This window comes from Actinoplanes sp. NPDC051388 (assembly GCF_055586225.1).
Window position 1 is genome coordinate 108,328 of sequence record NZ_JBVJIP010000002.1, and the last position, 23,019, is coordinate 131,346.

Consider the following 23,019-nt stretch of genomic DNA (forward strand, 5'->3'; position numbering starts at 1 on the left):
TTGCGATGCTGCTCTCCGACCGTGACCTGGTCTCCGAGATCAAGTCGGACAACCTCGCTCTCGAGCCGTTCGCGCCGGAGCTCATGCAGCCGTCCAGCATCGACGTGCGCCTGGACCGCTTCTTCCGGGTTTTCAACAACCACCTTTACACGCACATCGACCCGGCCGTGCAGCAGGACGACCTGACCGCCGCCGTGGAGGTGACCGACGGCGAGGCCTTCGTGCTGCACCCGGGCGAGTTCGTGCTGGCGTCGACGCTCGAGGTGATCACCCTGGGCGATCAGCTGGCCGGCCGCCTCGAGGGCAAGAGCAGCCTGGGCCGCCTGGGCCTGCTCACCCACTCGACGGCGGGCTTCATCGACCCCGGCTTCTCCGGCCACGTGACGCTCGAGCTGTCCAATGTGGCCAATTTGCCGATCAAGCTCTGGCCCGGCATGAAGATCGGCCAGCTCTGCATCTTCCGCCTGTCGTCCCCGGCCGAGCACCCCTATGGTTCCGCCGTCTACGGCAGCCGCTACCAGGGACAACGCGGACCCACGGCGAGCCGCTCGGCGCACAACTGGCGGATCTGGCCAACCACCTAAAGATCTTTGAGGTCGCACCCGGGTGGGTGGTTGCGCGCCGCAGCTCCCGCCGAGGCCGGGCGGGCACATCAAGGCCGCTGACGCGTCCAGACCGATGCGCCCACCCTTCATTCCAGTCGCGACTCACCCTCACTTCCCACCCACTTCGGCTCCGGTGGTACGTGGATGCACCACCCCCAGGGGCGGCGGGGTTAGCGTCGGCGTCATGAACCCACGACGGAGCTCTGATCCGGCGGTCGGCGAGCGGATTCGGGCGCGGCGGCTCCTGCGGGGGTGGAGTGTTCGTTATGCGGCCAGCCGGGCCGGTGTCTCGCACGCCACCTGGAGTCGCATCGAACGGGGGCTGCAGGCGACGGACAACCGGTTCATGCTGGCGGACATCGCCGGGGCGCTGGAGTGTGCGCCGGCCGATCTGGCGGGCACCGGCGTGCCGGCCGCCGATCGGGCCACCGCGGCGGCGCACGCGGGCGTGCTCGGGGTGCGCCGGGCCCTGATCGACGTCGACCTGACCGAGCCGCCCGCCGGACCCGCGCCGCCGCTCGCCGAGCTGGCCCGCGGCGTCGCCCTGACCGACGCCCTGTACCAGGCGTGCGACTACGCCGGCGCCACCCGGCTGCTGCCGGATCTGCTGCGCGACCTGCACACCGAGACGGCCGGCCCGGACCACCGCAAAGCGCTGCGGCTGCTCTGCGACACGACCCACATCGCCTCCACCGTGCTACGCAGCCTCGGGCATCCGGCGGACGCCTGGCTGGCCGCGGAGCGGTGCCGCGACGCGGCGGACGTGGTCGGCGACCCGGTGCTGCGGGCCTACGCGGCCTATGCCCAGGCCCGGGCGGCCACCGCCTGCGGGTCCTTCCAGCGGGGACAGACCATCGCCGAGCGGGCCGTCGACGACCTGGGCCGGAGACTCGGCCGGGCCGGCGGACCGGAGCTGCTCGGCTCGCTGCACCTGGTCGCCGCGCTGGCCAGCCGGTGCCGGCAGCGACTCGACGACAGCCGGGACTGGCTGGACGAGGCGGGCCTGCTGGCCGGCCGCACCGGCGAGAGCGACGCGATGGGCATGTTCTTCGGCCCCACCAACGTGGACATCTGGCGGATGAGCATCGAGGTCGACGACGGTGACCCGGGTCTGGTCGTGGAGATCGCGCGCCGCACCGATCCGGCGGCGATCACGGCCGGCGTCCGGCAGGTCTTCTACTACGCCGACACGGCCCGGGCGCTGGCCCGCATCGGCGGCCGTGACCGCGAGGCGATCCGCTTCCTGCTCACCGCGGAACGCATCGCCCCGCAGCACGTGCGCACGTCGGCCGTGCTGGCGGAAACAGTCCGGGTCCTGCTGGACCGTTCCCGCCGCCCGGCCGGCGGCACCGAGGTGCGCGGCCTCTACGAACGCATGCAGCTCACCTGACCGGGTCAGGGGCTTGCCTGGCGGCGGGCCGCGGTGGCACTGGACAGCAGCAGAGCCGTGGCCGGCAGGGCGGCCACCGCGGTGGAGAGGATGGCTGCCGCTGGGCTTTCGAGTCCGCCGTCGCCCAGGATGTACGTCAGGATTATCGCGGTCTGGACCAGCAGGGTGGCGGCGAACAGCAGGCCCAGGGCCATCGCCACCCGCTCGTCGATCGCCAGCCGCAGCAGGGCCGCCGCGCACAGTGCCAGCGGAAGCGCCCTGGTCAGGATCCCGGAGATGGCCGGGAAGGCATAGGGCATCAGGTAGTCCGCGGCCACCAGGATCAACGGGATCGCCGGGACGAACCGCAGGACCCCGGCCACCGGCGCCGGGCGATGCTTCCACAGCGCCAGCAGGAGCAGCACGGCCGGCGGGAACTGCCAGAAGTCCGGGGTCGGGAAGCCGGCGACGAGCGCGGTCGCATAGACGATCGCGGCGATCACGGCCGCCACCCGGAAGCGGTTGAACACGGCCACCACCACCGCGGCCACGCCGAACGCCACCATGGCCAGGGCGACCTGCGGGGGCGTGTTCCACGGAATCGGAGCGCCGAGGAGCAGGTCGAACAGCCGGACGCCGGCGCTGGCCGTGCCATAGACCAGCAGCATCAAGGCGGCGGCGCGGCAGGCGGCCAGCCGGCTCTCCCGGACGGTCTGGCGCTGGGTGCGCCCGGCGCGCACCCGGAACGCGCTGATCGCCAGCGCGACGACCTCACGCGCGGGCGGGCGGGTGCGGCCCTCCTCGGCCGACTCCAGCAACGTCTCCAGCAGCTCGGGGCCACGGGTCCGGCGGTAGTCGGACGGATAGAGGAACAGCAGGCGGGCATAGCGCCGCTCCAGCTCGGCGGTCATGCGAGACCCACCGCGGGACGGGCAATCACGACGCGGGCGGCGGCGGCCAGATGGGCCGCCTCCTCTTCGAGGGCCGCGCGGCCCTCGGGGGTCAGGGCGTAGTAGCGGCGCGAGCGGCCGTTGACCACTTCCTCATTGACGACCTGTACGTATCCATCGCCGGTCAAGCGGTCCAACGCCGTGTAGAGCGTGCCCGTGGCCGGCTTCACCCGCCCGTTCGACAGGGTGTCGGCGCGCTTGATGATCGCGTACCCATGAAGGGGTTGATCTTGGAGTGCCGCCAGGATGAAGTAGGTCGACCTGCGCGGATGTGGGCGCAGCGAGCGCATCCCGCCGCACGGGGAGCTGGCCGAAGATCAGCTGTAGCCGGAGTTCCTGGCGGACGACGTGGCCGGCTGATCCGCGAGCTCGGCCATCCGGTCGCCGACGTGCTGGGTTTCTCCTACGGCGGCCGGATCGCGATGCGTGTCGTCGAGCGGCACCCGCAGGTCGTTCGCCGGCTCATCCTGGCCTCGACCACGGCCTACACCGACTTCACGCCGGCCGCGGATCGAGAAGAACTCGCCGAGGTCGACTTCACGTTGGCGGACGGGACGGACGGCGAGCTGAGCCGGGCGATGGCCGGGGCCGACGTGCCGTCGCAGATCTGGCAGCTGGATCGCCGCGCAGGTGCTGCGCGCCTGGGGCGGCCCGACGCTCATCCTGCACGGCGCCCGGGACCGCTGTTTCCCGATCGAGGTCGCGCGCCGGCTGCATGCCGAGCTGCCCGCCAGCAGCCTGGTCGAGGTGCCGGAAGCAGGTCACATGGCCCACTTCGACAACCCGGAGGCCTGGCTGGCGGGCATCCGTCACCTGATCAGTGGAGCCAGCCCGGCCACCACGAACCGTTCTTGAAGCCGGTCGACCACTGGTGCTCGGAACAGGACTTCGTGGTGGCGAAGCGCTGCTCGTCGAGCACCGAGATCACGCCGGCGTTGTAGGTGCCCAGCCCGAAGCCGACGCCGGTCACGGTCATCTTCGGGTTGTCCGCGACCACCTGCGCGAAGGTCTTCTCGGCCGGGCCACCCGCGGTCTTGTCGAGGCCGTTGATCGTGGTCGACGAGGTCCACAGCGGACCGTCGAGCACGTTCCACTCGGTGCGCAGCATGCGCTGCGGGTTGCCCCCCGCCTTGATCGACATCAGGTAGTAGTACGGCTCGAAGATCAGGACACCGTCGCCTTTCGCCGTCTTCACGTAGATGTGGTACGCGGGCAGCGCGGCGTCGTTCACGACGTTGTTGTCGTTCGCCGTCTTGTCCAGCTTCACGGTCTCGTAGCTCACCTCGTTCACCGTGCCGGCCGGCACCGGCTTGAACGACGTCTTCCAGGACACCATGTCGTCCTTCTGGGACTGCGCGGTGGTCAGCTTGATGCCGTCGGCGCCGACCGTGGCCGTCGCCGTGCCGACCTTCATCACGCCGGAGGTGTTGCTGTGCTTGACGACTGAGCAGGGCCGGTGCGACGAGGCACTGGCGGGCTGAGCGTTGACCGCCAGGACCGACACCGTGGTCACGGCGAAGGCCGCAGCCGCCGCGCGTCGCATCATTGAGCGAAGATTGATCCCGTTTTGTTCCATATGTCCAGATTACCCGGTGTCTACTGAGCGAAACCCTCCACGGTCGCCGTGATCTGTCGCGTGGTCGCGGCCGCCACCCGCGGATCGGTGGCGGCGTACGCCGTGTAGGCGCTCAACCCCGCCGCCAGCGCGATGCCACGCCCGCGCGCCCAGGTGGCGTCGTCCAGGCCGACCGCATCACCGAAGACCGATCGCGTCCGGGCACCCAGCAACGTGAACGCGATCATCAAGTCGCACGCCGGATCGCCCACGCCCAGCCCGCCGAAGTCGATCACGGCACTGAGCTCACCATCGACGGCGAGCAGGTTGCCGGTGTGGAAGTCGCCGTGAAACCAGACCGGCGGCCGCGCCCAGCCCGGCGCGCGCAGGGCTGCCGTCCACACCTCGGTCAGCGCGCCGGCGTCGAAGTCACCGGCCACCTCGGCGATCGCGGCGCGGGTGTCCGCGTCCCGGTCGGCCAGCGGCCGCGCGGCCAGATCCGCCCGTGGTCCGGTGGGCACCGGAAACCGTTGCAGGGCAAGCAGAAAGCCCGCAAGCTCCCGGGCCACCGAGTCCGAATCGGCCACCGCGGCGACGCCCGGCAGCCACCGCGAGACCGCCCACGGCCAGGGGTAACCGAAGTCCGGGCGGCCGACCGCGACCGGCGACGGAATCGCCAGCGGCAGCGCCGCAGCGAGCCGCGGCAGCCACTTCCACTCCTTCTGCGCCTGCCTGATCGCCCCGCTGTGCCGCGGGATGCGGACCGAGAGGTCATCGCCCAGCCGATAGATCACGTGATCCGATCCGGCCGGATCGAGCAGCCGCAACGGCCGGTCCGACCACTGTGGAAACTGGGTGTCGACCAGTCGCCGGGCCAGCCTTTCGGTGATCTCGGGTCGCACGCGATGATCGTGCCATGACGACGAATCTGCGAGGCAAGGTAGCCCTGGTCGCCGGCGCGACCCGGGCCGCCGGTCGGGGCATCGCCGTCGAGCTCGGCGCGCTCGGCGCGACCGTCTACTGCACCGGCCGCAGCAGCGGCGCCACCCGTTCCGAGATGAACCGCCCGGAGACCATCGAGGAGACCGCCGCGGCGGTGACCGCCATCGGCGGCACCGGCATCCCGGTCCGTGTCGACCACAGCGACCCCGCCGAGGTCGCCGCCCTGGTCGACCGGATCGGAGCGGACCACGACCGCCTCGACATCCTGGTGAACAGCGTCTGGGGCGGGGACATGTTCACCGAGTGGGGCGAGCCGCTGTGGACGCACGACCTGCGCAACGGCCTGCGCCTGCTGCATCAGGGCCTGGACACCCACCTGATCACCAGTCACCACGCGCTCCCGCTGCTGATCCGGCGGCCCGGCGGACTCGTCGTGGAAATGACGGACGGCACGGCGGGTGTCGACGGTGACTATCGGGGCTCGGTCTTCTACGACCTGGTGAAGGTCGGCGTCATCCGCCTCGCTCAGGCGCAGGCGTCCGAGCTCCGCGACCACGGGTCGGGCGCGGTCGCGGTCACGCCCGGCTGGCTGCGCTCGGAACGCATGCTGGACGACTACGGGGTCGGCGAGGACAACTGGCGCGACGCCACCGCGCAGGACCCGCACTTCTGCATGACCGAGTCGCCACGTTATGTGGGCCGGGGTGTCGCCGCGCTGGCCGCCGATCCGGATCGCGCGCGTTTCAGCGGACGGACGCTGTCCAGTGCCGATCTCGCCGCGCACTACGCGGTCACCGACCTCGACGGCACCCGTCCCGACTTCCACCGCTACTACACGGAGGTGATGGCGACCGGCGGCAAGGCCGGCGACCTCGGTTATCGCTGACGGCGGGCCGGCCGCGAACCACGACCGGCCCGCATCACCCGCGTCAGTCGGTCCAAATGCCGCCGTCCACCAGCGCGATCGCACTGTCATAGATGAAGTCGGTCGAGTCGGCCACCGCGATCTGCACGGTCACCTCCTTGCCCGGCGTCACCGGCACCGAGCAGGTCAGCGGCTTGGTCAGCCCGTCCATGCTGGTCGCGTAGCCGGCCGCGCCATCGGCGTTGTCCACGTAGTAGTCCGGGTTCTGACCGGCGTTGATCGTGTTCACCGACACCGGCTGGGTCGTGCCGGGCACCAGCGCGCAGTTCTTGCCGTCCACCCGCACGGCCATCACGTCGTTGAAGTTGCTGCCGACGTACTCCGGGTACTCCTCGCTGGCGAAGACGTAGCGGATGTGCAGCGTGTTCTTCTCCGGAACGAGTTTGACCTGGTAGGACGCCGCGTCGTGGGTCTCGTGCCCGGCGAACTCGGTCAGTTCCGCGTCGCCTTCCCGGCCCAGCCCGGTGCTGGCGAACTTCGACGGATCGCCCAGCGCGTCGGCCATCTGGCCGGTGCTCAAGACCCAGGTCTTCTTCCCGGGTACGAATCCCTCGACGTGACCCCACTGCTCGGGCGCGCCGACCGTGGTGTCGTCGACCTTCTCGACCCCGTCACCGAGCAGCGAATCCTTGCTGCCACCGGGCTCGGCGGGCAGGTCCTTGCAACCCTTCGGCAACGCCCACGGCGAGCCGGCATAACCGGTCGAGCCCGTCAGCGCATCGACCGTGACGCTGGCGTCGTATTTCCAGAGCTTGCCCAGCCAGGCCTTGGCGGTCAGGGCGAGGCTGCGGGAGAAGGCGGCCTTGATCTCGGTGCAGGCGTTGAATCGGCCGTCCTGCGCGGTGAACACCGGCCCGAAGGACGCGTCCACCGGGTAGAGGCTGCCGCTGACCCCGGCCGTGACACCGGCCTTCTCCGACGTGACACCCGGTCCGACGGTGAGTTCGCCGCCCAGCTTGACGCCGATCTTGCCGTTCGCGGTGACCTTGGGCGACAGGGGCTCGGTCTTCATCGTCGTGCCGCCCGAGAACGACGCGCCGCTCTTGACGCTCATCGTGCCCTTGACGTTGACGCCGGCGGTGGTCTGCAGACCGACATCGGAGAGCTCGAGGGCGTTCGTGATGGTGAACTCGGCCTTCGGCTCGAACGTGAGCGCGATCGGGATCGGCGTCACGGTCAGCTGCTTGGTCAGCTTGGGCAGGTTGGCCTTGCAGGTGAAGCTGCTGCTGGTCTTGATCGTCGCCGAGTTGGTGACGTCCGCGGTCAGACCCATGTCCAGCGTTGCGCCGACCGGCACGTCGGCGCCGAGGACGCTGTACTTGTCGACCTTGGTGGCGAAGTGCCCGCCGAGCACGACGTCGGTGGAGAAGCTGACCGAGGTGCTGTCCGACTCCTTGCAGCCGAACGCGGCGGCCTTGGCAGCCTTGGCCGCGACCTTGGGTGCTTCATCGCCGGTCACGGAGAACTGGTCGACATTCAATTCGTAGTAGTCGAAGGCGTCGGCCAGACCGCCGGACTCCAGGGTGAGCGTGCGGCCGTCGGTGGAGATCGCGGTCACCACGCCCAGGAAGCCGCCGGCCAGCGCGGCCGAGATCGGCAGCACCACGCCGGACCCGAGCACCGGGGTCGGCACGCCCGGCTGCAGCACCACCCGCACACCGTCGCCGGTCGCGGTGGCCGAGACCAGGTCGGCCGGCTTGGCGAGCAGGGCCTGCGGGTTCGCCACGTACTTGGCCTCGGCACCGCCCGCCGCCGGGCCCGCGGTCACCGTCAGCGGCCCGTACCAACGGCCCTTGAGCAGCGTGAACAGCGAGTACGTGTACTGCTGCCCCGCCTTCAGCCCACTGTCGGCAGCGGTCGTGCCCTTCACCGGCACCCCGGTCCCGAGCGAGCTCAGGCTGACCGGCACCCGGCCGGGCGTACGCCGGAGGATGAACTTGGCGCCGGCCGGGGCGGTCCAGGCCAGACCCACCCCGGTCGCCGTCACCGTGGCGGCGTGCAGGTCGCGGGCGGCGCCGTCGGCCGCGTAGGTGACCGTGACCGCACGGCCGTTCGGCACCACCGGCACGACCGGCACCGAGGCCCGGCCGACGTAGCGCACGCCGTTGAAGATCAGGCTCGGCGTCTGCACCGCGTAGAGGCCGGCCGGTGGCTTCAGGGTGACCACGGTGGACTTGCCGGCCGGGGGCTTGGCCGCGATCTGCTTCGTCTTGCCGGCCAGCGTGACCGTGGCGGGCACCCCGTCGGGCGTCACGATGGTGACTCTGATCGACCCGCTGGTGGCCGGTGGCGCCGCGGCGGCCGGGGACGCGAGCCCGAGCAGGGATGCGGCGAAGACGACGAGGACCGTCGACTTTCTCATGGCGTACTCCTCGATGCTGTGATCACGCCAGTTCGGCGCGCACCGCGTACTCTCCATGATGTTTTGGTGTTGAAAAAGCTGGTTGTCCGCTTTACGGTGCATCTCAACCGAACGACGTCAACCGCTCGGGGTCGGCCTATCGGAGGCGGGTCAGGACCTCCTGGCGCACCGACGCGACGAGGTGGCCGTCGTGATCGGAGAGCCGCCCGGCGCACAGGCCGCGATTGCCGCTGGTGGTGAGCGTCTCCTGCGCATAGAGCAACCACTGGTCGGCTCGAAACGGCGCGTGGAACCAGACCCCGTGGTCCAGGCTGGCCGACTGCAGACCGGGCCGGCTGCCGTGCGCGAGACCGTGCCGGGCCAGCGCGGTCGACACCAGCAGCAGGTCGGAGACGTAGGTCAGCGCGCACTGGTGGTCCGGCGCCGAATCCGGCAGGCGGGAGCGGGTGCGCAACCAGAACGCCTGACCGGCCACCCGCTCGCCGCGGCGTCCCGCGATCGTGCTGGGCGGCCCGGCGAACCGGAAGTCGAACGGCATCCGGCCGAGCAGATGGTCCAGCCACGCGGCCTCGCCGGGCCCGTCCGGAGTCCACGCATCCGGCACGGGCACCGCCACGCTGGGCGCCACTGAGAGTGCCCCGAGAGAAACATCCAGCGTCAGGATCGTGCGTCCGGCCTGCGTGGCCGTGACCTGGCGAAACCGGTCCCCCACAACGGAAACCCGGTAGTCGATGGACTCGCCGCCACGACCCTCGCTGACGAATCGCGCGTGCAGCGACGCGACCGGCGCGCCCACCGCCCGCAGCGCTTGAGCGGCGACGTGACCACCGAAGGTCCGCCCGTTGGGGCCCTTGTCACCGAAGCCGCGATATTCATCCGGCCCGATCGGCGCGACGTCCCACAGCACCGTCGCAGTGTGTCACGCGATGGCGATGAACACGTTGTCGATCCGGCCGGCGAACTGGTCGTTGCCTCGGTTCGCGCCCTTGCCGCCGACCCGCAGCGGCTCGGCGTTCGCGATCGACAGGGACGGCGGCACCGCAACCCCGGCCCGCTCCACGCCGTCCACCACGATCGCCAGCCGGTTCGCGCTGCGCGAGCAGACCACCTCGTGCCAGGCGCCGTCCGCGACGTCCATCAGCGGCTCGGCCCGGTAGATCCGCGCCCGCGACGCGATTACGCAGCTCGGGTGCCCCTGCCGATGGTCGACCTGCAGCTTGAACTGGCTGACCCCGCCGACCGAGTAGCCCTTCTGCAGCACGTTCGCGCCGTCCGCCAGGTCCGCGTGGGTCATCATGATCGACGCGCCGTACTGCACCGGGCGGTTGCCGGGGTTGAGCGCGTCGTCGCGGGTGCCCTCGAGGATCGCCCGCGGGCAGTCGCGTTCGCGCTGCATGGTGCACCGGTCCGGATATTCGACGGCCAGGCCGAGGCCCTGCGGCACCAGGCTGAGCGCGCCGCCGTTCTGGCCGACCGGACGCAGCTCGTGGCCGCCCTGGGTGTCGGTGATCGGCTTGTCCACACCGCCGTCGAAGGTGTAGCGCACGTTGATCGGCGCGGCGGCCACGGCGACCCGGCCGGGTCGCTCGTGCGTGGAGAAGGACCCGGTGTTCGTGAGCACGCCCGCGGACGGCGGCGGGAGCACGGCGAAGGCGGGCAGCGGGCCGGTCTGCGGCAGGCTCTCGCCCCGGGACAGGTGCACGGCGGTGACCACTCCCACGCCGAGGACCAGCGCCGTCGCGATCGCGCCGGCACGAGCAAGGCGGGTGTCAGACATGCGGACATTGTCCGTATCGCGGCGTTACTACGCCATTTCCACGCGGCCTGTCTTTGAAACAGTGTTAAAGCACACTAAAGCGGTCGGCCGGTTCGCCGACCACCGCGTGCAGCACGTCGTCCAGCGTCACCACGCCGAGCGGCGTGCGCCCGTCGCTGACCAACAGGATGTGCCGGCGGTCGCGGCGCATGGTGAGCAGCAGGTCGGCGAGGGTGCGATCGGGCGGCACCACGGCCAGCGGCCGGATGATCTCGGCCGGGATCGGAAGGCGGCGCTGCGCGCCGTCGTACCCCAGGATGTCTTTGATGTGGACGAAGCCGAGCACGCGCCGGGTCTCGCGCTGGACCACCGGGAAGCGCGATCGGCCGCTGCGGGTGGCGACCGCCTCCAGGGCCGCGGGCGACACGTCGTCGGTGACGGTCGTCACGCCGGCCCACGGGCGCAGGGTGTCGGCGGCGGTGCGGTTGTTGAGGCCGAGGGCGGCGTGGATGCGCTCATATTGTTCGGTGCCGAGCAGGCCCTCGCTGCGCGCCTGAGTGACCATGCCGGCCAGTTCCTCGGCGGTGAAGACGGTCTTGACCGCGTCGGTGGCCTCGATCTTCCAGAGCGAGAGCACCGTGCGCGAGGCCCAGCGCATGGCCGTCAGCAGCGGCTTCGTCGCGATGCAGAAGCCCAGCATGAACGGGCCGAGAATGAGCGCCGAGCGTTCCGGGCCGGCCAGCGTGATGTTCTTCGGGACCATCTCGCCGACCACCGTGTGCAGGAACACCACGATGCCCAGGGCCAGCACGAACCCGACCGGGTGCACCGCGCCCTCCGGCAGTCCGAGCGCGGTGAACGGGCCCTCCAGCAGGTGCGCGAGGGCCGGTTCGGCGATCGCGCCCAGGCCGAGCGAGCAGATCGTGATGCCGAGCTGGGCGCCGGCGATCATCAGCGGGATCTGGTTCATCGCGGACAGCGCCCAGCGGGCACGCTGCGAGGTGGCGGCGAGCGGTTCGAGGGCGGTGCGACGCGACGCTATCAGCGCGAACTCGCCACCCACGAAGAGCGCGTTGCCGAGCAGCAGCACGACGGTGACCAGCAGCTCAACCATCGAGCGGCTCCGGCGCCGGCGCGACCACCCGGACCTGCTCGATGCGGTGCCGGTCGACCTCCATCACGGTGAACTCCCAGCCGTCCTCGGCGAGCGACTCCCCGGGCACCGGAATGTGGCCGAGGCGGGCGAGCAGAAAACCGGCGAGCGTTTCGTACGGGCCCTCGGGCAGCCGGAATCCGGTCTGCTCGAGCGTCTCGTCCTCGCGTAACAGGCCGTCGACCAGGAACGTCTTCTCGCCACCGGGGGCGGTCAGCTCCTGGGTGCCGGTCTCCAGGAAGTCCACGTCGTATTCGTCGGAGATCTCCCCGACCAGTTCCTCGATCAGGTCCTCGACGGTCACCACGCCGTCGGTGCCGCCGTATTCGTCGACCACGATGGCCAGGTCGGCGTCGGCGGCGCGCAGGGCGGCGAGCACCTTGTCGAGGTCGAGGCTCTCCGGCACGTAGACCGGTTCGCGGGCGATCGCGTCGACGGTGGTGCCGGCCCGGCGCTCGGGCGGGACACCCAGCGCGTCGGGCACCCCGGCCACACCGGTGACCAGGTCGAGCGTGCTCTCGTACACCGGGAATCTGGTGTGTCCGGTCTCGCGCGAAAGCGCGATCAGGTCGGCGACGCTCGCCGTCGTCTTGAGCCCGACGACGTCCACCCGCGGCGTCATCGCCTTGGCCGCCCGCTTCTCGCCGAACCGGATCGTGCGGCGCAGCAGGGTGGCGGTCTCGGTCGGCAGCGCACCGGCGCGCGCGCTGATCGCGGCGAGCAGGCCCAGCTCCTCGGGGCTGCGGGCGCTGGCCAGCTCTTCCTGCGGTTCGATGCCCAGGCGGCGGACCAGCCAGTTCGCCGAGCCGTTGAGCGCGCCGATCAGCCATTTGAAGGTCCGCGAGAAGGTGCGCAACGGCGCGGCGGTGGCGAGTGCGGCCCGCATCGGGCGGGCCAGGGCGGCGTTCTTGGGTACGAGCTCACCGAACAACATCGACACCAGAGTGGCCAGGATCAGCGACAACGCGTGCGTGGCGGTCTCCGTCGCGCCCCGGGCCACCGGCTCGACCAGCGGGGTGATCAGGCGGGACAGCGCCGGCTCGGCCAGGTATCCGGTGAGCAGGGCGGTGATCGTGATCCCGAGCTGCGCGCCGGAGAGCTGGAAGGACAATTCGCTCAGTGCGTGACGAACGGTGCGAGCCCGCCGGTCGTTGGCCGCCGCCCGCTTGTCGATCTCTGCCCGGTCCACGGTGACCAGACCGAACTCCGCGACCACGAAAAACGCGTTGCCCGCCGTGAGCAGCACAAATGCCACCAAGGGGAGCACCGCGGTCAGGAACAGGCCGTCCATGATCGGTTCACCTCGGCCCTCATTGTGCCCTGATTGTGCCGGGCCTGGGCATCCGCCTTCGCGCCGCGCGCCCGGTCGATGTCTCGGGTTACTTTCGAGTGATGAACCTGCCCGAGGAATTCGCCCTGATCGCTTACCACGATGACGGGACCCCGGTGACCGACGGCATGCATCTGGACAACGGGCTCGGCGGTGCGTTGCTGCTCGATCTCACCCTCGCCGCCCGGGTCGACGTGGTGGACAAGAAGGTCGTGGTGCTGGACCGTTCGCCCACCGGAGATCCCGTGGTGGACGCCGCGCTGGCCCGGATCGCCGACGAGCGGCCGCGCTCCGCCAAGACCTGGGTGTCCAAGCTCGCCAAGGGCGCTCGCGACGCGGTGATGGACGGCCTGGTCACCAAGGAGATCGTCCGCCGGGAGAAGGGTCGCGTGCTGGCCATCTTCCCCCGCACGAAATACCCGGCCACGCACGGCGTCGAGCCGCCGCAGGAGACCGAGGCGCGGCAACGGATGCGCGCCGCGATCACCGGATCCGGGCCGGTCGAGCCCCGGACCGCGGCGCTGTGCTCGCTGATCGCGGCGACCGGCCTGCAGAAGAAGGTCTTCCCCGACCTGGACCGCAAGCTCGTGAAGGCGCGGCTCAAGGAGATCGGCGAGGGCGCGTGGGCGGCCACCGCGGTGCAGGAGGCCATCGAGCAGATCCAGGCGGCGATCATCGCCGCCGCCGTCTCCAGCAGCGCGGCGGCCAACTCCGGCGGCAGCTCTTAAGCTCGCCGCAGCAGCAGGCCGCCGAGCACCAGGCCGCCGCCGAGCAGGATGAGCAGCGAGACCGCGGCGCCGGTGATCGGCAGCGGGGAGCCGCCGCCGCTGCCCGGCACCGGTGCCGCGGAGCGGCCCAGCGGGGTGCCGGGCACCGCCGCGCTGACCGAGAAGCCGGCGTCCGTGACGGTCGCGACGAGCACCTGATATTCGGCGCCGTTGTCCAGGCCGGAGATCGTGCAGCCGGGTGTCTTCGTGATGCACTGCGGGCCGAAACTGTCGCCGATCGCGAGGACGCCGTAGGAGTCCAGCTCGCCGACTCCCAGCTCGGCCGGGGCCGACCAGGTCACGCCCAGCTCGGCGTCGCCGGGCGTGACGTTCACGTCGGTCACCAAGCCGGGCGCGAGCAGGGTCGCCACCGGGGTCAGGCGGTCGGTGGTGGTGCCATCGCCGACCTGCCCGTCCGCGTTGTCGCCCCAGCAGAACGGGTTGCCCTGGATGTCCAGGGCGCAGGTGTGCGCGTCGCCGACCGACAGCTGCACCAGGAGGCTGCCGTGCGTGCCGACGAGCAGGGCGAGAAAGGCCGACTCCGGCACCGCGCTCTGATCCACCTCGGCCGGTTCGTCCCGGTCGGTGCGGTCGCCGACGCCCAGCTGACCCTCGGCGTTCGCACCCCAGCAGTGCGCCTGGCCCATCTGAGCCACCGCGCAGGTGCTGTCCCCGCCCGCGCTCACCTGATAGACGTCCTCGACCCCGCCGACCTCCACCGGGCGGTCCTGTTCGGCGGCGGGCGCGCCGTCGCCGAGCTGCCCGTGGGTGTCGGAGCCCCAGCACCAGACGCCGCCCCCCGAGGTCACCGCGCAGGCGTGCCCGCGTCCGAGGTCCAGCTGGGTGAACTCGTCACCCACGTCGGTCATCACCACCGCGGCCGGCGCGGCGACCGGCGTCGCGGTCACGCTGTCGTCACCGATCTGGCCCTCCGCGTCCGAGCCCCAGCACCAGGCGTCCCCGCCGTCGTCGATCGCGCAGGTGGTGTCGCCGCCGGCCGCCAGGTCGATCACGTCGGTCAGGCCGGTCACCGCCTGCGGGCTCGACTCCGAGGGGCCGACGCTGCCCAGTCCCAGCTGGCCGACGTCGTTGCGCCCCCAGCACCGCACCGTCGAGTCGTCCAGGATCGCGCAGGTGTGATCGGCGCCCGCGGCCACCTGACGGATGCCGCTCGCCACCTGCACCGGCTCGGCGGCCGTCGTGGTGGTGCCGTCCCCGACCTGGCCCTCGGCGTTGTCACCCCAGCAGTAGAGGTCGCCGCCCTCGTCGGTCTCGTCGAAATACTCGAGCTCGCAGGTGTGCGCGCGGCCGGTCGTCAGCGGGCCGGACGCGACGTCGGAGTCGAGCTTGACCGGCTCGCTCTCCCCGGCGCCCCAGCACCACGTCGCCTCCGTGGCGGAGGAACACGCCGAGTCGGTACCGGCCGCGAGCGCGTACCCGCCCGGATAGCCGTCGTCGACCCCGGTCGCGCCGAACGTGGGCCGGCCACCGATCGCGTCGGCGAGCTTGGCCTGCAGCTTTAGCAGGGCGGTCACCTCCGGCGCGTCGTCCGGCGCCGCGTGCGCGGGGGTCGCCACACCGAGCACCACCAGCACCACCGCGACCAGCCGCCACCTGCGAGTCTTCGTGATCATCGCAGTCAGGCAAACACATGGTCGGGGGGCGCGAAGGCCGATTCCGGATTCCGGGCAGACTGGCAGCGTGAGCGATGTGCGGGCGGTGCTGGACGGCGTCTGGCGGGCCGACGCGGCCGGCCTGCTCGGCGTGCTCGCGCGGCGGCTGGGTGGCCTGGACCGGGCCGAGGAGGCGCTGCAGGACGCCCTCGCCGAGGCGCTGCGGCGCTGGCCGGACGACGGCGTGCCGAACAATCCGCCCGGCTGGCTGGTCACCACGGCCTGGCACAAGGCGCTGGACCGGCTGCGCCGCGAGGCGAACGGCCGCGACAAGCTGGCCGCGCTGGCCGGTGCGCCGGCGCCGGAACCGAGCGGCGAAGACCGGCTCGCGCTGATCTTCGCGTGCTGCCATCCGGCGATGCCCGAGCCGGCGCAGATGGCGCTGACGCTGAACGCGGTGGCCGGTCTGAGCTCGGAGGCGATCGCCGCGGCGTTCCTGCTGCCGCCGGCGACGATGGCCCAGCGGCTGGTCCGGGCCAAACGCCGCCTCCGCGAGCGCGGGGTGCGCTTCGAGGTGCCCAGACCCGATGAGTACGCCGAACGCCTGCCGGCCGTGCTCACCGTGCTCTATCTGATCTTCAACGAGGGCTACCTGTCCGTCGACCGGCACCGGCACCTGGCCCGCGAGTCGCTGGACCTGACCCGGCAGCTCGCCCTGCTGATGCCCGCCGAGCCCGAGGTGTCCGGGCTGGCCGCCCTGCTGGAGTTGCTCGAGTCGCGGGCGGCGGCCCGGTTCTCCGCCGACGGGCTCGTGCTGCTCCCCGAGCAGGACCGCCGCCGCTGGGACGTCACCCTGGTGAAGTCGGCGCTGTCCCGGCTGGGCCGGGCCGCGGCGCAGGATCGCCCGGGCCCCTATCAGCTGGAGGCCGCGATCGCCGTCCAGCACTCCCTCGCGCCGTCCTATGAAACGACCGACTGGGCGGCCGTGCGCCGCCTCTACGACGCTCTGATGATCATGAAGCCGTCGCCGGTCGTGCGGCTCAGCCGGGCCGTGGCCACCGGTTTCGTCGACGGCCCGGCCGCGGCGCTGGCCGAGGTGGACGCGCTGGAGAACGACCTGTCCGGCTATCGGCTGTGGCACGCGACCCGGGCCGACCTGCTGAGCCGGCTGGGCCGCGACCCCTCGGACCACCTGCGGCGAGCACTCGCGCTGGCCACCAACCCGGCCGAGCGCGAGCTGCTCGCCCGCCGACTCGCCGCTATCGCTCCATGACCGGACGGACCTCGACCCGGTCACCGAGCGGGATGCCCGGCCAGCCCGAGGCCACCGCGATCGCCTCGTCGATGTCGTCGGCGACCAGGTTGATGAAGCCGCCGACGACCTCTTTGATCTCGAGGTAGGGACCGTCGGTCACGGTCGGCGTGCCGTCCGGGCCCGCGCCGACCGTCTTGGCCGTGCTGGACGGCTGCAGCTCGGCGCCGCCCTGGACGATCTTGCCGGCCTCGAACCACTTCTCCCACCAGGCGTTGACCTCGTCCATCAACCCGCTGGCGGTGGCCTCGTCGAACCAGTTGGACTCGGCCCCGGTCAGGATCATGACGTATCGCATGCGACTCTCCTCTCGATCACCACTTTCCTCTGGTGACGATCGGCGGGCCGCTCAGTTCGACACGGTCACACGTCCTGCTTCAGAGATCTCAGCAGCACCGTGGCGACGTCCACGACCTCGACGTTGTCCTGCTCGCCCTTGCCGGTCACCCCGTCGCCGATCATCGTGTAGCAGAACGGGCAGCCGACCGCGATCGTCTTCGCGCCGGTCGCGAGGGCCTCCTCGGTGCGCTCCACGTTGATCCGCTTGCCGATCTTCTCCTCCATCCACATGCGGGCGCCACCGGCGCCGCAGCAGAAGGACCGCTCGGAGTTGCGCGGCATCTCCACGAGGTTGGCCGCTTCCCCCAGAACTTCGCGAGGCGCGTCGAAGACCCGGTTGTGCCGGCCGAGGTAGCAGGGGTCGTGGTAGGTCACATCGCCCTCGATCGGCTGGACCGGGGTGAGTTTGCCCTCTTTGACGAGGTGCGCCAGCAGCTGCGTATGGTGCACCACCTCGACCTCGAGGCCGAGCTGCTCATATTCGTTGCCCAAGGTGTTGAAGCAGTGCGGGCAGGTGGCCACGATCTTCTTGACCTCGGCCTCCTTGAGCGTCTCCACATTTTGTTGGGCGAGCATCTGGAAGACGAACTCGTTGCCGATCCGCCGGGCCGGGTCGCCGGTGCAGGTCTCGCCCTCGCCGAGGATCGCGAAGTCGACGCCGGCCTCGTGCAGCAGCGTCGCGACCGCCCGGGTGGTCTTCTTGGCCCGGTCCTCGAAGGCGCCCGCACAGCCGACCCAGAACAGGTATTCGAAGTCCTTCTCGCCGACCCGCGGCACCTCGAAGTCGAGGCCCTTGGTCCAGTCCTCGCGGGTGTTCTGCGGCGCGCCCCACGGGTTGCCCTTGTTCTCCAGGTTGCGCAGCATCACGCCGGCCTCGGCCGGGAAGCTGGACTCGATCAGCACCTGGTAGCGCCGCATGTCGACGATGTGGTCGACGTGCTCGATGTCCACCGGGCACTGCTCGACACAGGCGCCGCAGGTGGTGCAGGACCAGAGCACGTCGGGGTCGATCACGCCCTGCTCGTCCTCGGTGCCGATCAGCGGCCGGTTGCCCTCCGCCAGCGCGAGCACGTCCATGTGCGCGAGCTGGGCCTCGGTGGCCTTCTCCTCGCCGGTCAGATCCTTGCCGCCGCCCGCCATCAGATAGGGCGCCTTGTCATAGGCATGGTCCCGCAGCGACAGGATCATCAGCTTGGGCGAGAGCGGCTTGCCGGTGTTCCACGCCGGGCACTGGGACTGGCAGCGGCCGCACTCGGTGCAGGTGCTGAAGTCGAGCAGGCCTTTCCAGGTGAACTGCTCGACCTGGGCGACGCCGAACTGGTCCTTCTCCGGGTCGGCCTCCTCGAAGTCGAGCGGCTTGCCCTCGCTCATCATCGGCTTGAGCGCGCCCAGCCCGGAACCGGCCGGCTTCTCCGGCGCCCGCTTGAAGAAGATGTTGAAGAACGCCAGGAAGCGGTGCCACGCGACACCCATGGTCACGTTCAACGCGATGGTGATCAGCCAGGCCATCGAGATGTAGATCTTGACGAGCGCGACCCAGGTGGCGCCGTCCGCCCAGTCGGGAAGCAATGCCCCGATCGCGTGGCTCACCGGAGTCGCCCACAGCGGGTACTCGAAGTGATCGGTGGCGACCTTGAAACCCCGGATCAAAAACCCGCAGACCAGTACGGCCACGATGATCGCCTCGACGAAATAGGCCTGCCACATCGTCGAGCCGGTGAAGCGACTGCGCTTGGCGCGGATCTGCTGCTGGCGGATCGCGATCAGGACCAGGATGCCGACCGTGCCGAGGACGCCGATCCACTCGGTGACCAGGCCGAAGATCGTCCAGTGCCCGATGATCGGCAGCCCGAGCTCGGGGTCGACCACCTCGAAATATGCCTCGAGCACCAGCAGCGACAGCACCACGAACGCGACCATCACGAACCAGTGCGCGGCCCCGACGACGCCCCACTTGAGCATCCGGGTGTGTCCTGCGGTCTCCACCAGCATCGTCCTGGTGCGGGCGCCCTTGTCGGTGAAGCGGGCCGGATCGGGCTTGCCGAGCCGGATCACCGAGGTCATCCGCAGGACGGCACGAATGGCCAGCGCGGTGGCCACGACCGTGACGGCTGCGGCAAGCACGGTGGCGATGATCTGCGCAGTGCCCATCTTCGGCGGCCTCCTCGATGTCGCGGTGGCCCTATGTTACCCGCGAGTAAGTCGCGCGCACCTGGGGGTTCACACGATAAACGCACCCCGAGTGCAAAAACCACGGGGTGCGCCTCGAACTTTATCGCGCCGGCCGCGTCTCAGCAGGCAGCGCGCGCTTGTCTGCGGGCTGTGGGCAGCCCGCTCCTCTTACCGCCGCCTCATCGCCAGCGGGCGAGGATGGCCAGCGACGCGACCATCGCGCCGAAGCCCACCGCGAGGTTCCAGTAACGCCACGCCTCCACCGGGTATTGCTGCTCCGAGAGGTAGTAGACGACCAGCCACGCGATGCCCAGCACGATCAGCGTCACCGCACTGGCCGGCAGCCACACCGGGCTCGGCTTCTTGTTGTTGGCATTCACCGCCGGCCGAACGTCGGTCGGCGGTGTGTAGACCTTCTTCTTGCGAACCTGCGACTTCGGCACGACGCTCTCCTGGGCGGGCAACAAGTGGTGAACAAACCACCGCTGAGCGGCGGCGGGATCCCCGTCTGCAGCCCGTGGCGAATAGTGTTCGACAGCTAGCGTAGTCAAGGCGGCGCGCGCACCGGCACCCGCCGGGTAACTTTCGTTCCGCTTGGACCACTTACGACGTCGGAGGGTAGCGCGTGGAGTACACCACCGGTGCGCCTTCCTGGCGTCAAGTTCTGCGCCGCGCGCTCGGCGGCCTGCGGCCCCGGCTGCGCGGCCAGAAGCAACGAGGCTGGTCGATGGGGGTCCCGCTGATCGCGGTGGCGGCGGGTCTGCTCTTCACGACGTCGGCGACAACAGCCGGGGGTACGGCGTTACGAGACGATCGCCGTCCGCAGTTGGCACAGTTGCTCTCGGACAAGAGAGCGCGGCTGGTGCAGACCGAGCGGCGGGCGGCGGAGCTGCGCGCCCAGAAGGACCAGGACGAGGCCCGCCTGGCCGAGGTCGACGCCCCGCTGAAAGCGGCCCGCCAGCGGGCGGATTCGATGCAGGCCGCGGCCGGCTTCACGGAGCTGCACGGACCGGGTGTCACGGTGGTGCTGAACGACTCTTCGCGACGGGTCGGCGACGGTGGGCCGAACAATCCGAAGAACGATGATCTGGTCGTTCACCAGGGCGATGTCCAGGCTGTGGTCAACGCATTGTGGGCCGGTGGGGCCGAGGCAATGACGATCATGAACATCCGGGTCATCTCCACGAGCGCGGTACGCTGTGTCGGCAACACGCTGCTTCTGCACGGCCAGGTCTTCTCGCCCCCGTTCAAGATCACGGCGATCGGCGAACCCACAGCACTGCGTTCGGCGTTGGAGTCCGCGGAGGGTGTCCAAGAGTTCCGCGATGCGGTCGCCGACTTCGGCCTCGGGTACCAGGAAACCACCGAGAGGAACGTGACAGTGCGTGCGTACGACGGGTCGAGTGACCTCCGATCCGCCCGGGCGGCGCAGTGAGCGTTCCACCCGAGTTCGCCTCTGACGTGCCGAACTCGGGTCGCCACCGGGCGCCTGACGGTGATGCGCAGACGGCTTTCATTCCGCGCGTGAGTGATGCCGCGCCGGATGGGGTGCCGGGTGGGCCGTTGGACCCGCCGGTGGGGTTAGGGCAGTCGATCACCGCGGGCGGTGGGCCTGGACGGGCTGCTTCCGGGCGGGCGGTTGCGGGGCGGGATGTGGCGGGTCGCTCAGTGTCGGATTCCGGTCCTTCCGTTCCTGGGGTTCCTGTCATTTCGCCCGGCGCCGCCTCGGCTTCCGGACCTTCCGCGCCTTCCGGACCTTCCGAGGCCTCCGGACCCTCCGCGGCCTCCGGAACCTTCGCAGCTGCCGGACCTTCGGCAGCTTCCAGATCTTCCAAGCCTTCAGCGGCTTCGGCGATCTCCGCTGCTTCCGGACCTTCCGCAGGCGCGGCGTCATCCGCAGCTATCGCACCTTCCGCAGGCGCCGGGTCATCCGCGACCACCGGACCCGCCGCAGCTTCTAAGTCTTCCGGGCGGGCGCCGCAGGTTCGTCCTTCTTCGCCGGATCTTGCGACGCGGCAGGCGTCTGGGGCCTGGGCCGCACCGGGGGGTGCCACGTCGGGGCGTGGGCGTCCGAGTGTCGCTGAGGGTTCCGCACAGCGGCCGCCCGCCGTGCTGCGGCCTGCCGGACCGACCTCGGCCGTGCCGTTCCGGGGGGCCAACTCCGGACCGTCTCAGCGGCCACCGGCGCCGCCCTCGGCACTGCCGCAAGGACCCGCTTCGCAGGCCGACGGCATGGATTCTGCCGAGTCCTCACCCGCGGACACCGCGATCCTGCACAGGGATGCCGCACAGGGCCGGCCGTCCACGGCCGATGCGCCGGAGATGGCAGACCCTGCGGGCGCCGCCGATCTGGATTCGAGTGACGCGGCGAATCCCGCTCGTGACGACGCAGAAGCCGCGGGTTCTGGTCCCGCCGCGGTCGCGGCGAATCCCGCGAGCGCTGGTGAAGGCAGCGACGCGACCGCTGTGGACGCGGTTCGAATCGATCCGCATCCGGCAAGCCGCGGCGGAGACGCGGCGCGAATCGCTGCTACTACGCCGCTGAACGGCGCGGACACATTCGTCGGTGGCGCGAGCATTCCGAGGACCATCGAGGGCGATGCGTCCGAATTCGTAGGCGCGACGGTCGACCTGCCTAGAACAGATTCGGTCCTTCCAGCTGTCGGTCAAGATCGGCGCGATGCCGTCGTTCACGGGCCGGGCTTCGTGCCGGTCGAAGGCCACGTGGAGGCGGCTGCCGATAGTGCGCAGCCCGCTGCGAACTGGAACGACAGCACCGTCGGGGAGCCCGCACAGCCGGCACGCCCCGGGTTCGAGTCGGCCTCGGGCGTTCGAGCGATGTCCGAGCAAACCGCGGATGCGGCTGGAGCCTCACGGGAGCCATGGACGGACCGTCACGCAGGTGCCGTCCCGGATCAGCAGCCGCCGGCCGTCGATGACGGCGCGCGGGTCCACCCGGACGGTTCCTGGCCGGAAAGCCGCGATGTCGGCACGCGAGAGCTCACCCGGTCTGCTGATCGCTCGGGCGTCGAGCAATTCAATGCGAGTGCTTCCGAATCGGGTCATCGCGGAACTGGTCGGCAAGTGTTCGCGCAGTCTGCGCGAGATCGAGGACCAGGCGATTCGCGACGTCGTCCGGATGCGGAACTCCGTGACGAGGCAACCGAGCCGGCCGCCGATTCGAATCGCCTCGGCCGAGCCGAGCAGGTGATTCCGCCGCCCAGCAGATCGCACGACCAGCACCGCGAAGCAGGCATTAGCCGCCTCCCCGATCAGCAGCAAACCGCGCAGCCGACAGCGGCTGGCGGCCAGTCAACCGAGAAGGTCGACACCGAACTCAGCCGTCGCGACCAGGCCATCATGCCGTCCAGCGGACCGCGCGATGAGACTCGCCAAACGGGCATAAGCCGCCGAGAGGCGCAGCCCGCCGGGACTGGCGACCCTTCAACCGATGCGGGCGACATGGGATGGGATCGTCGCGGCCGGGATGAGCAGGCGACTCCGTCGCCCAGCAGATCGCACGACCAGCACCGCGAAGCAGGCCTTGGCCGCCTCCCCGAGCAGCAACAACCCACGCAGACGACAGCGGCTGGCAGCCAGTCAATCGACGAAGCCGACGCCGAACTCAGCCGTCGCGGCCAGGCCGTCCAGCCGTCCAGCGGACCGCGTGATGAGACTCGCGAGGCGGGCGTGAGCCGCCAGGAGGCCGCGCAGCACGTCGGGACCGGCGACCGGTCGACCGATGCGGGCGACGTGGGATGGGATCGTCGCGGCCGGGGTGGGCAGGAGATTGCGCGGGTGGTGGAGGCCCGTGATGGTTGGAGCGATGCTGATCACGGCTTGTGGGGACTTCGCGGCGGGGCCGGAGA

Annotated in this window: 24 protein-coding genes and 1 pseudogene; 8 read left to right on the top strand and 17 right to left on the bottom strand. The window is 70.6% G+C overall.

Annotated elements, in window-relative coordinates:
• The first annotated feature begins 5 nt into the window (after positions 1-5).
• Both dcd and ACZ6TI_RS04730 read left to right on the top strand, forming a co-directional pair.
• Positions 6-584 (top strand): dCTP deaminase, encoded by a 579-nt coding sequence (dcd, locus tag ACZ6TI_RS04725; RefSeq protein WP_465343638.1) that lies wholly within the window; start codon positions 6-8, stop codon positions 582-584.
• 205 nt (positions 585-789) lie between these two features.
• A complete protein-coding gene (locus ACZ6TI_RS04730; protein ID WP_465343639.1) occupies positions 790-1,995 on the top strand; it encodes a helix-turn-helix domain-containing protein in 1,206 nt (401 codons plus the stop codon).
• Between the two features lie 5 nt (positions 1,996-2,000).
• On the opposite strand, the gene ACZ6TI_RS04735 is transcribed toward ACZ6TI_RS04730, so the two are convergent.
• The 3 genes from ACZ6TI_RS04735 to ACZ6TI_RS04745 are packed head-to-tail and all read right to left on the bottom strand — an operon-like array spanning position 2,001 to position 3,367.
• Positions 2,001-2,885, bottom strand: coding sequence for a hypothetical protein (locus tag ACZ6TI_RS04735; RefSeq protein ID WP_465343640.1), 885 nt, complete (start codon positions 2,883-2,885; stop codon positions 2,001-2,003).
• A complete protein-coding gene (locus ACZ6TI_RS04740) occupies positions 2,882-3,214 on the bottom strand; it encodes a PadR family transcriptional regulator (protein ID WP_465343641.1) in 333 nt (110 codons plus the stop codon). The genes ACZ6TI_RS04735 and ACZ6TI_RS04740 overlap by 4 nt, the downstream gene beginning before the upstream one ends.
• Before the next feature lie 27 nt (positions 3,215-3,241).
• Positions 3,242-3,367, bottom strand: a complete 126-nt coding sequence (locus ACZ6TI_RS04745; RefSeq protein ID WP_465344316.1) for a hypothetical protein — start codon at positions 3,365-3,367, stop codon at positions 3,242-3,244.
• On the opposite strand from ACZ6TI_RS04745, the pseudogene ACZ6TI_RS04750 reads away from it, so the two are divergent.
• Together ACZ6TI_RS04750 and ACZ6TI_RS04755 are read left to right on the top strand one after the other, a co-directional pair.
• Positions 3,347-3,469, top strand: a pseudogene (locus tag ACZ6TI_RS04750) (hypothetical protein); the annotation flags it as partial. The gene ACZ6TI_RS04745 and the pseudogene ACZ6TI_RS04750 overlap by 21 nt on opposite strands.
• A 73-nt stretch (positions 3,470-3,542) precedes the next feature.
• Positions 3,543-3,779 (top strand): alpha/beta fold hydrolase, encoded by a 237-nt coding sequence (locus ACZ6TI_RS04755; protein WP_465344282.1) that lies wholly within the window; start codon positions 3,543-3,545, stop codon positions 3,777-3,779.
• Here the strand turns inward: ACZ6TI_RS04755 and ACZ6TI_RS04760 are convergent.
• Positions 3,742-4,470, bottom strand: a complete 729-nt coding sequence (locus ACZ6TI_RS04760; RefSeq protein ID WP_465343642.1) for a hypothetical protein — start codon at positions 4,468-4,470, stop codon at positions 3,742-3,744. The genes ACZ6TI_RS04755 and ACZ6TI_RS04760 overlap by 38 nt on opposite strands.
• Before the next feature lie 50 nt (positions 4,471-4,520).
• Positions 4,521-5,381, bottom strand: a complete 861-nt coding sequence (locus ACZ6TI_RS04765; RefSeq protein WP_465343643.1) for an aminoglycoside phosphotransferase family protein — start codon at positions 5,379-5,381, stop codon at positions 4,521-4,523.
• A 14-nt stretch (positions 5,382-5,395) separates the two neighbouring features.
• Between ACZ6TI_RS04765 and ACZ6TI_RS04770 the strand changes: the two genes are divergently transcribed.
• Positions 5,396-6,307 carry an SDR family oxidoreductase gene (locus ACZ6TI_RS04770; RefSeq protein ID WP_465343644.1) on the top strand — a complete coding sequence of 304 codons (912 nt, stop codon included), beginning with the start codon at positions 5,396-5,398 and terminating at the stop codon, positions 6,305-6,307.
• A gap of 43 nt (positions 6,308-6,350) precedes the next feature.
• Here ACZ6TI_RS04770 and ACZ6TI_RS04775 read toward each other — a convergent pair whose 3' ends face one another.
• From ACZ6TI_RS04775 to ACZ6TI_RS04795, 5 genes are all read right to left on the bottom strand, one after another.
• On the bottom strand, positions 6,351-8,708 hold the full coding sequence (locus ACZ6TI_RS04775) for a choice-of-anchor L domain-containing protein (protein WP_465343645.1): 2,358 nt from the start codon (positions 8,706-8,708) through the stop codon (positions 6,351-6,353).
• Positions 8,709-8,844: 136 nt separating this feature from the next.
• Complete coding sequence (locus ACZ6TI_RS04780; protein WP_465343646.1) at positions 8,845-9,615, bottom strand: acyl-CoA thioesterase; 771 nt, start codon at positions 9,613-9,615, stop codon at positions 8,845-8,847.
• Between the two features lie 12 nt (positions 9,616-9,627).
• Positions 9,628-10,485, bottom strand: coding sequence for a LamG-like jellyroll fold domain-containing protein (locus ACZ6TI_RS04785; RefSeq protein ID WP_465343647.1), 858 nt, complete (start codon positions 10,483-10,485; stop codon positions 9,628-9,630).
• Between the two features lie 64 nt (positions 10,486-10,549).
• A complete protein-coding gene (locus tag ACZ6TI_RS04790) occupies positions 10,550-11,578 on the bottom strand; it encodes a hemolysin family protein (RefSeq protein ID WP_465343648.1) in 1,029 nt (342 codons plus the stop codon).
• A complete protein-coding gene (locus ACZ6TI_RS04795) occupies positions 11,571-12,908 on the bottom strand; it encodes a hemolysin family protein (protein ID WP_465343649.1) in 1,338 nt (445 codons plus the stop codon). The genes ACZ6TI_RS04790 and ACZ6TI_RS04795 overlap by 8 nt, the downstream gene beginning before the upstream one ends.
• 101 nt (positions 12,909-13,009) lie before the next feature.
• Here ACZ6TI_RS04795 and ACZ6TI_RS04800 point away from each other — a divergent pair, with 101 nt between their 5' ends.
• On the top strand, positions 13,010-13,675 hold the full coding sequence (locus ACZ6TI_RS04800; RefSeq protein ID WP_465343650.1) for a GOLPH3/VPS74 family protein: 666 nt from the start codon (positions 13,010-13,012) through the stop codon (positions 13,673-13,675).
• Here the strand turns inward: ACZ6TI_RS04800 and ACZ6TI_RS04805 are convergent.
• Entirely contained in the window at positions 13,672-15,348 is a 1,677-nt protein-coding gene (locus ACZ6TI_RS04805) for a hypothetical protein (RefSeq protein WP_465343651.1), read from the bottom strand. The genes ACZ6TI_RS04800 and ACZ6TI_RS04805 overlap by 4 nt on opposite strands.
• A 67-nt stretch (positions 15,349-15,415) precedes the next feature.
• On the opposite strand from ACZ6TI_RS04805, the gene ACZ6TI_RS04810 reads away from it, so the two are divergent.
• The gene (locus ACZ6TI_RS04810) at positions 15,416-16,600 is read left to right on the top strand and encodes an RNA polymerase sigma factor (protein WP_465343652.1); all 1,185 of its coding nucleotides are present in this window, start codon (positions 15,416-15,418) and stop codon (positions 16,598-16,600) included.
• On the opposite strand, the gene ACZ6TI_RS04815 is transcribed toward ACZ6TI_RS04810, so the two are convergent.
• From ACZ6TI_RS04815 to ACZ6TI_RS04825, 3 genes are all read right to left on the bottom strand, one after another.
• Positions 16,587-16,937, bottom strand: a complete 351-nt coding sequence (locus ACZ6TI_RS04815; protein ID WP_465343653.1) for a YciI family protein — start codon at positions 16,935-16,937, stop codon at positions 16,587-16,589. The genes ACZ6TI_RS04810 and ACZ6TI_RS04815 overlap by 14 nt on opposite strands.
• Positions 16,938-17,002: 65 nt before the next feature.
• Positions 17,003-19,129 carry a (Fe-S)-binding protein gene (locus ACZ6TI_RS04820; RefSeq protein WP_465343654.1) on the bottom strand — a complete coding sequence of 709 codons (2,127 nt, stop codon included), beginning with the start codon at positions 19,127-19,129 and terminating at the stop codon, positions 17,003-17,005.
• Positions 19,130-19,329: 200 nt separating this feature from the next.
• Positions 19,330-19,593, bottom strand: coding sequence for a cell division protein CrgA (locus ACZ6TI_RS04825; RefSeq protein ID WP_465343655.1), 264 nt, complete (start codon positions 19,591-19,593; stop codon positions 19,330-19,332).
• Between the two features lie 182 nt (positions 19,594-19,775).
• Between ACZ6TI_RS04825 and ACZ6TI_RS04830 the strand changes: the two genes are divergently transcribed.
• On the top strand, positions 19,776-20,585 hold the full coding sequence (locus ACZ6TI_RS04830) for a DUF881 domain-containing protein (protein ID WP_465343656.1): 810 nt from the start codon (positions 19,776-19,778) through the stop codon (positions 20,583-20,585).
• 815 nt (positions 20,586-21,400) lie between these two features.
• On the opposite strand, the gene ACZ6TI_RS04835 is transcribed toward ACZ6TI_RS04830, so the two are convergent.
• From ACZ6TI_RS04835 to ACZ6TI_RS04845, 3 genes are all read right to left on the bottom strand, one after another.
• A complete protein-coding gene (locus tag ACZ6TI_RS04835; protein ID WP_465343657.1) occupies positions 21,401-21,844 on the bottom strand; it encodes a hypothetical protein in 444 nt (147 codons plus the stop codon).
• A 177-nt stretch (positions 21,845-22,021) separates the two neighbouring features.
• Positions 22,022-22,432, bottom strand: a complete 411-nt coding sequence (locus ACZ6TI_RS04840; RefSeq protein WP_465343658.1) for a hypothetical protein — start codon at positions 22,430-22,432, stop codon at positions 22,022-22,024.
• Positions 22,433-22,750: 318 nt separating this feature from the next.
• Positions 22,751-22,987, bottom strand: coding sequence for a hypothetical protein (locus ACZ6TI_RS04845; RefSeq protein ID WP_465343659.1), 237 nt, complete (start codon positions 22,985-22,987; stop codon positions 22,751-22,753).
• Positions 22,988-23,019 lie beyond the last annotated feature (32 nt).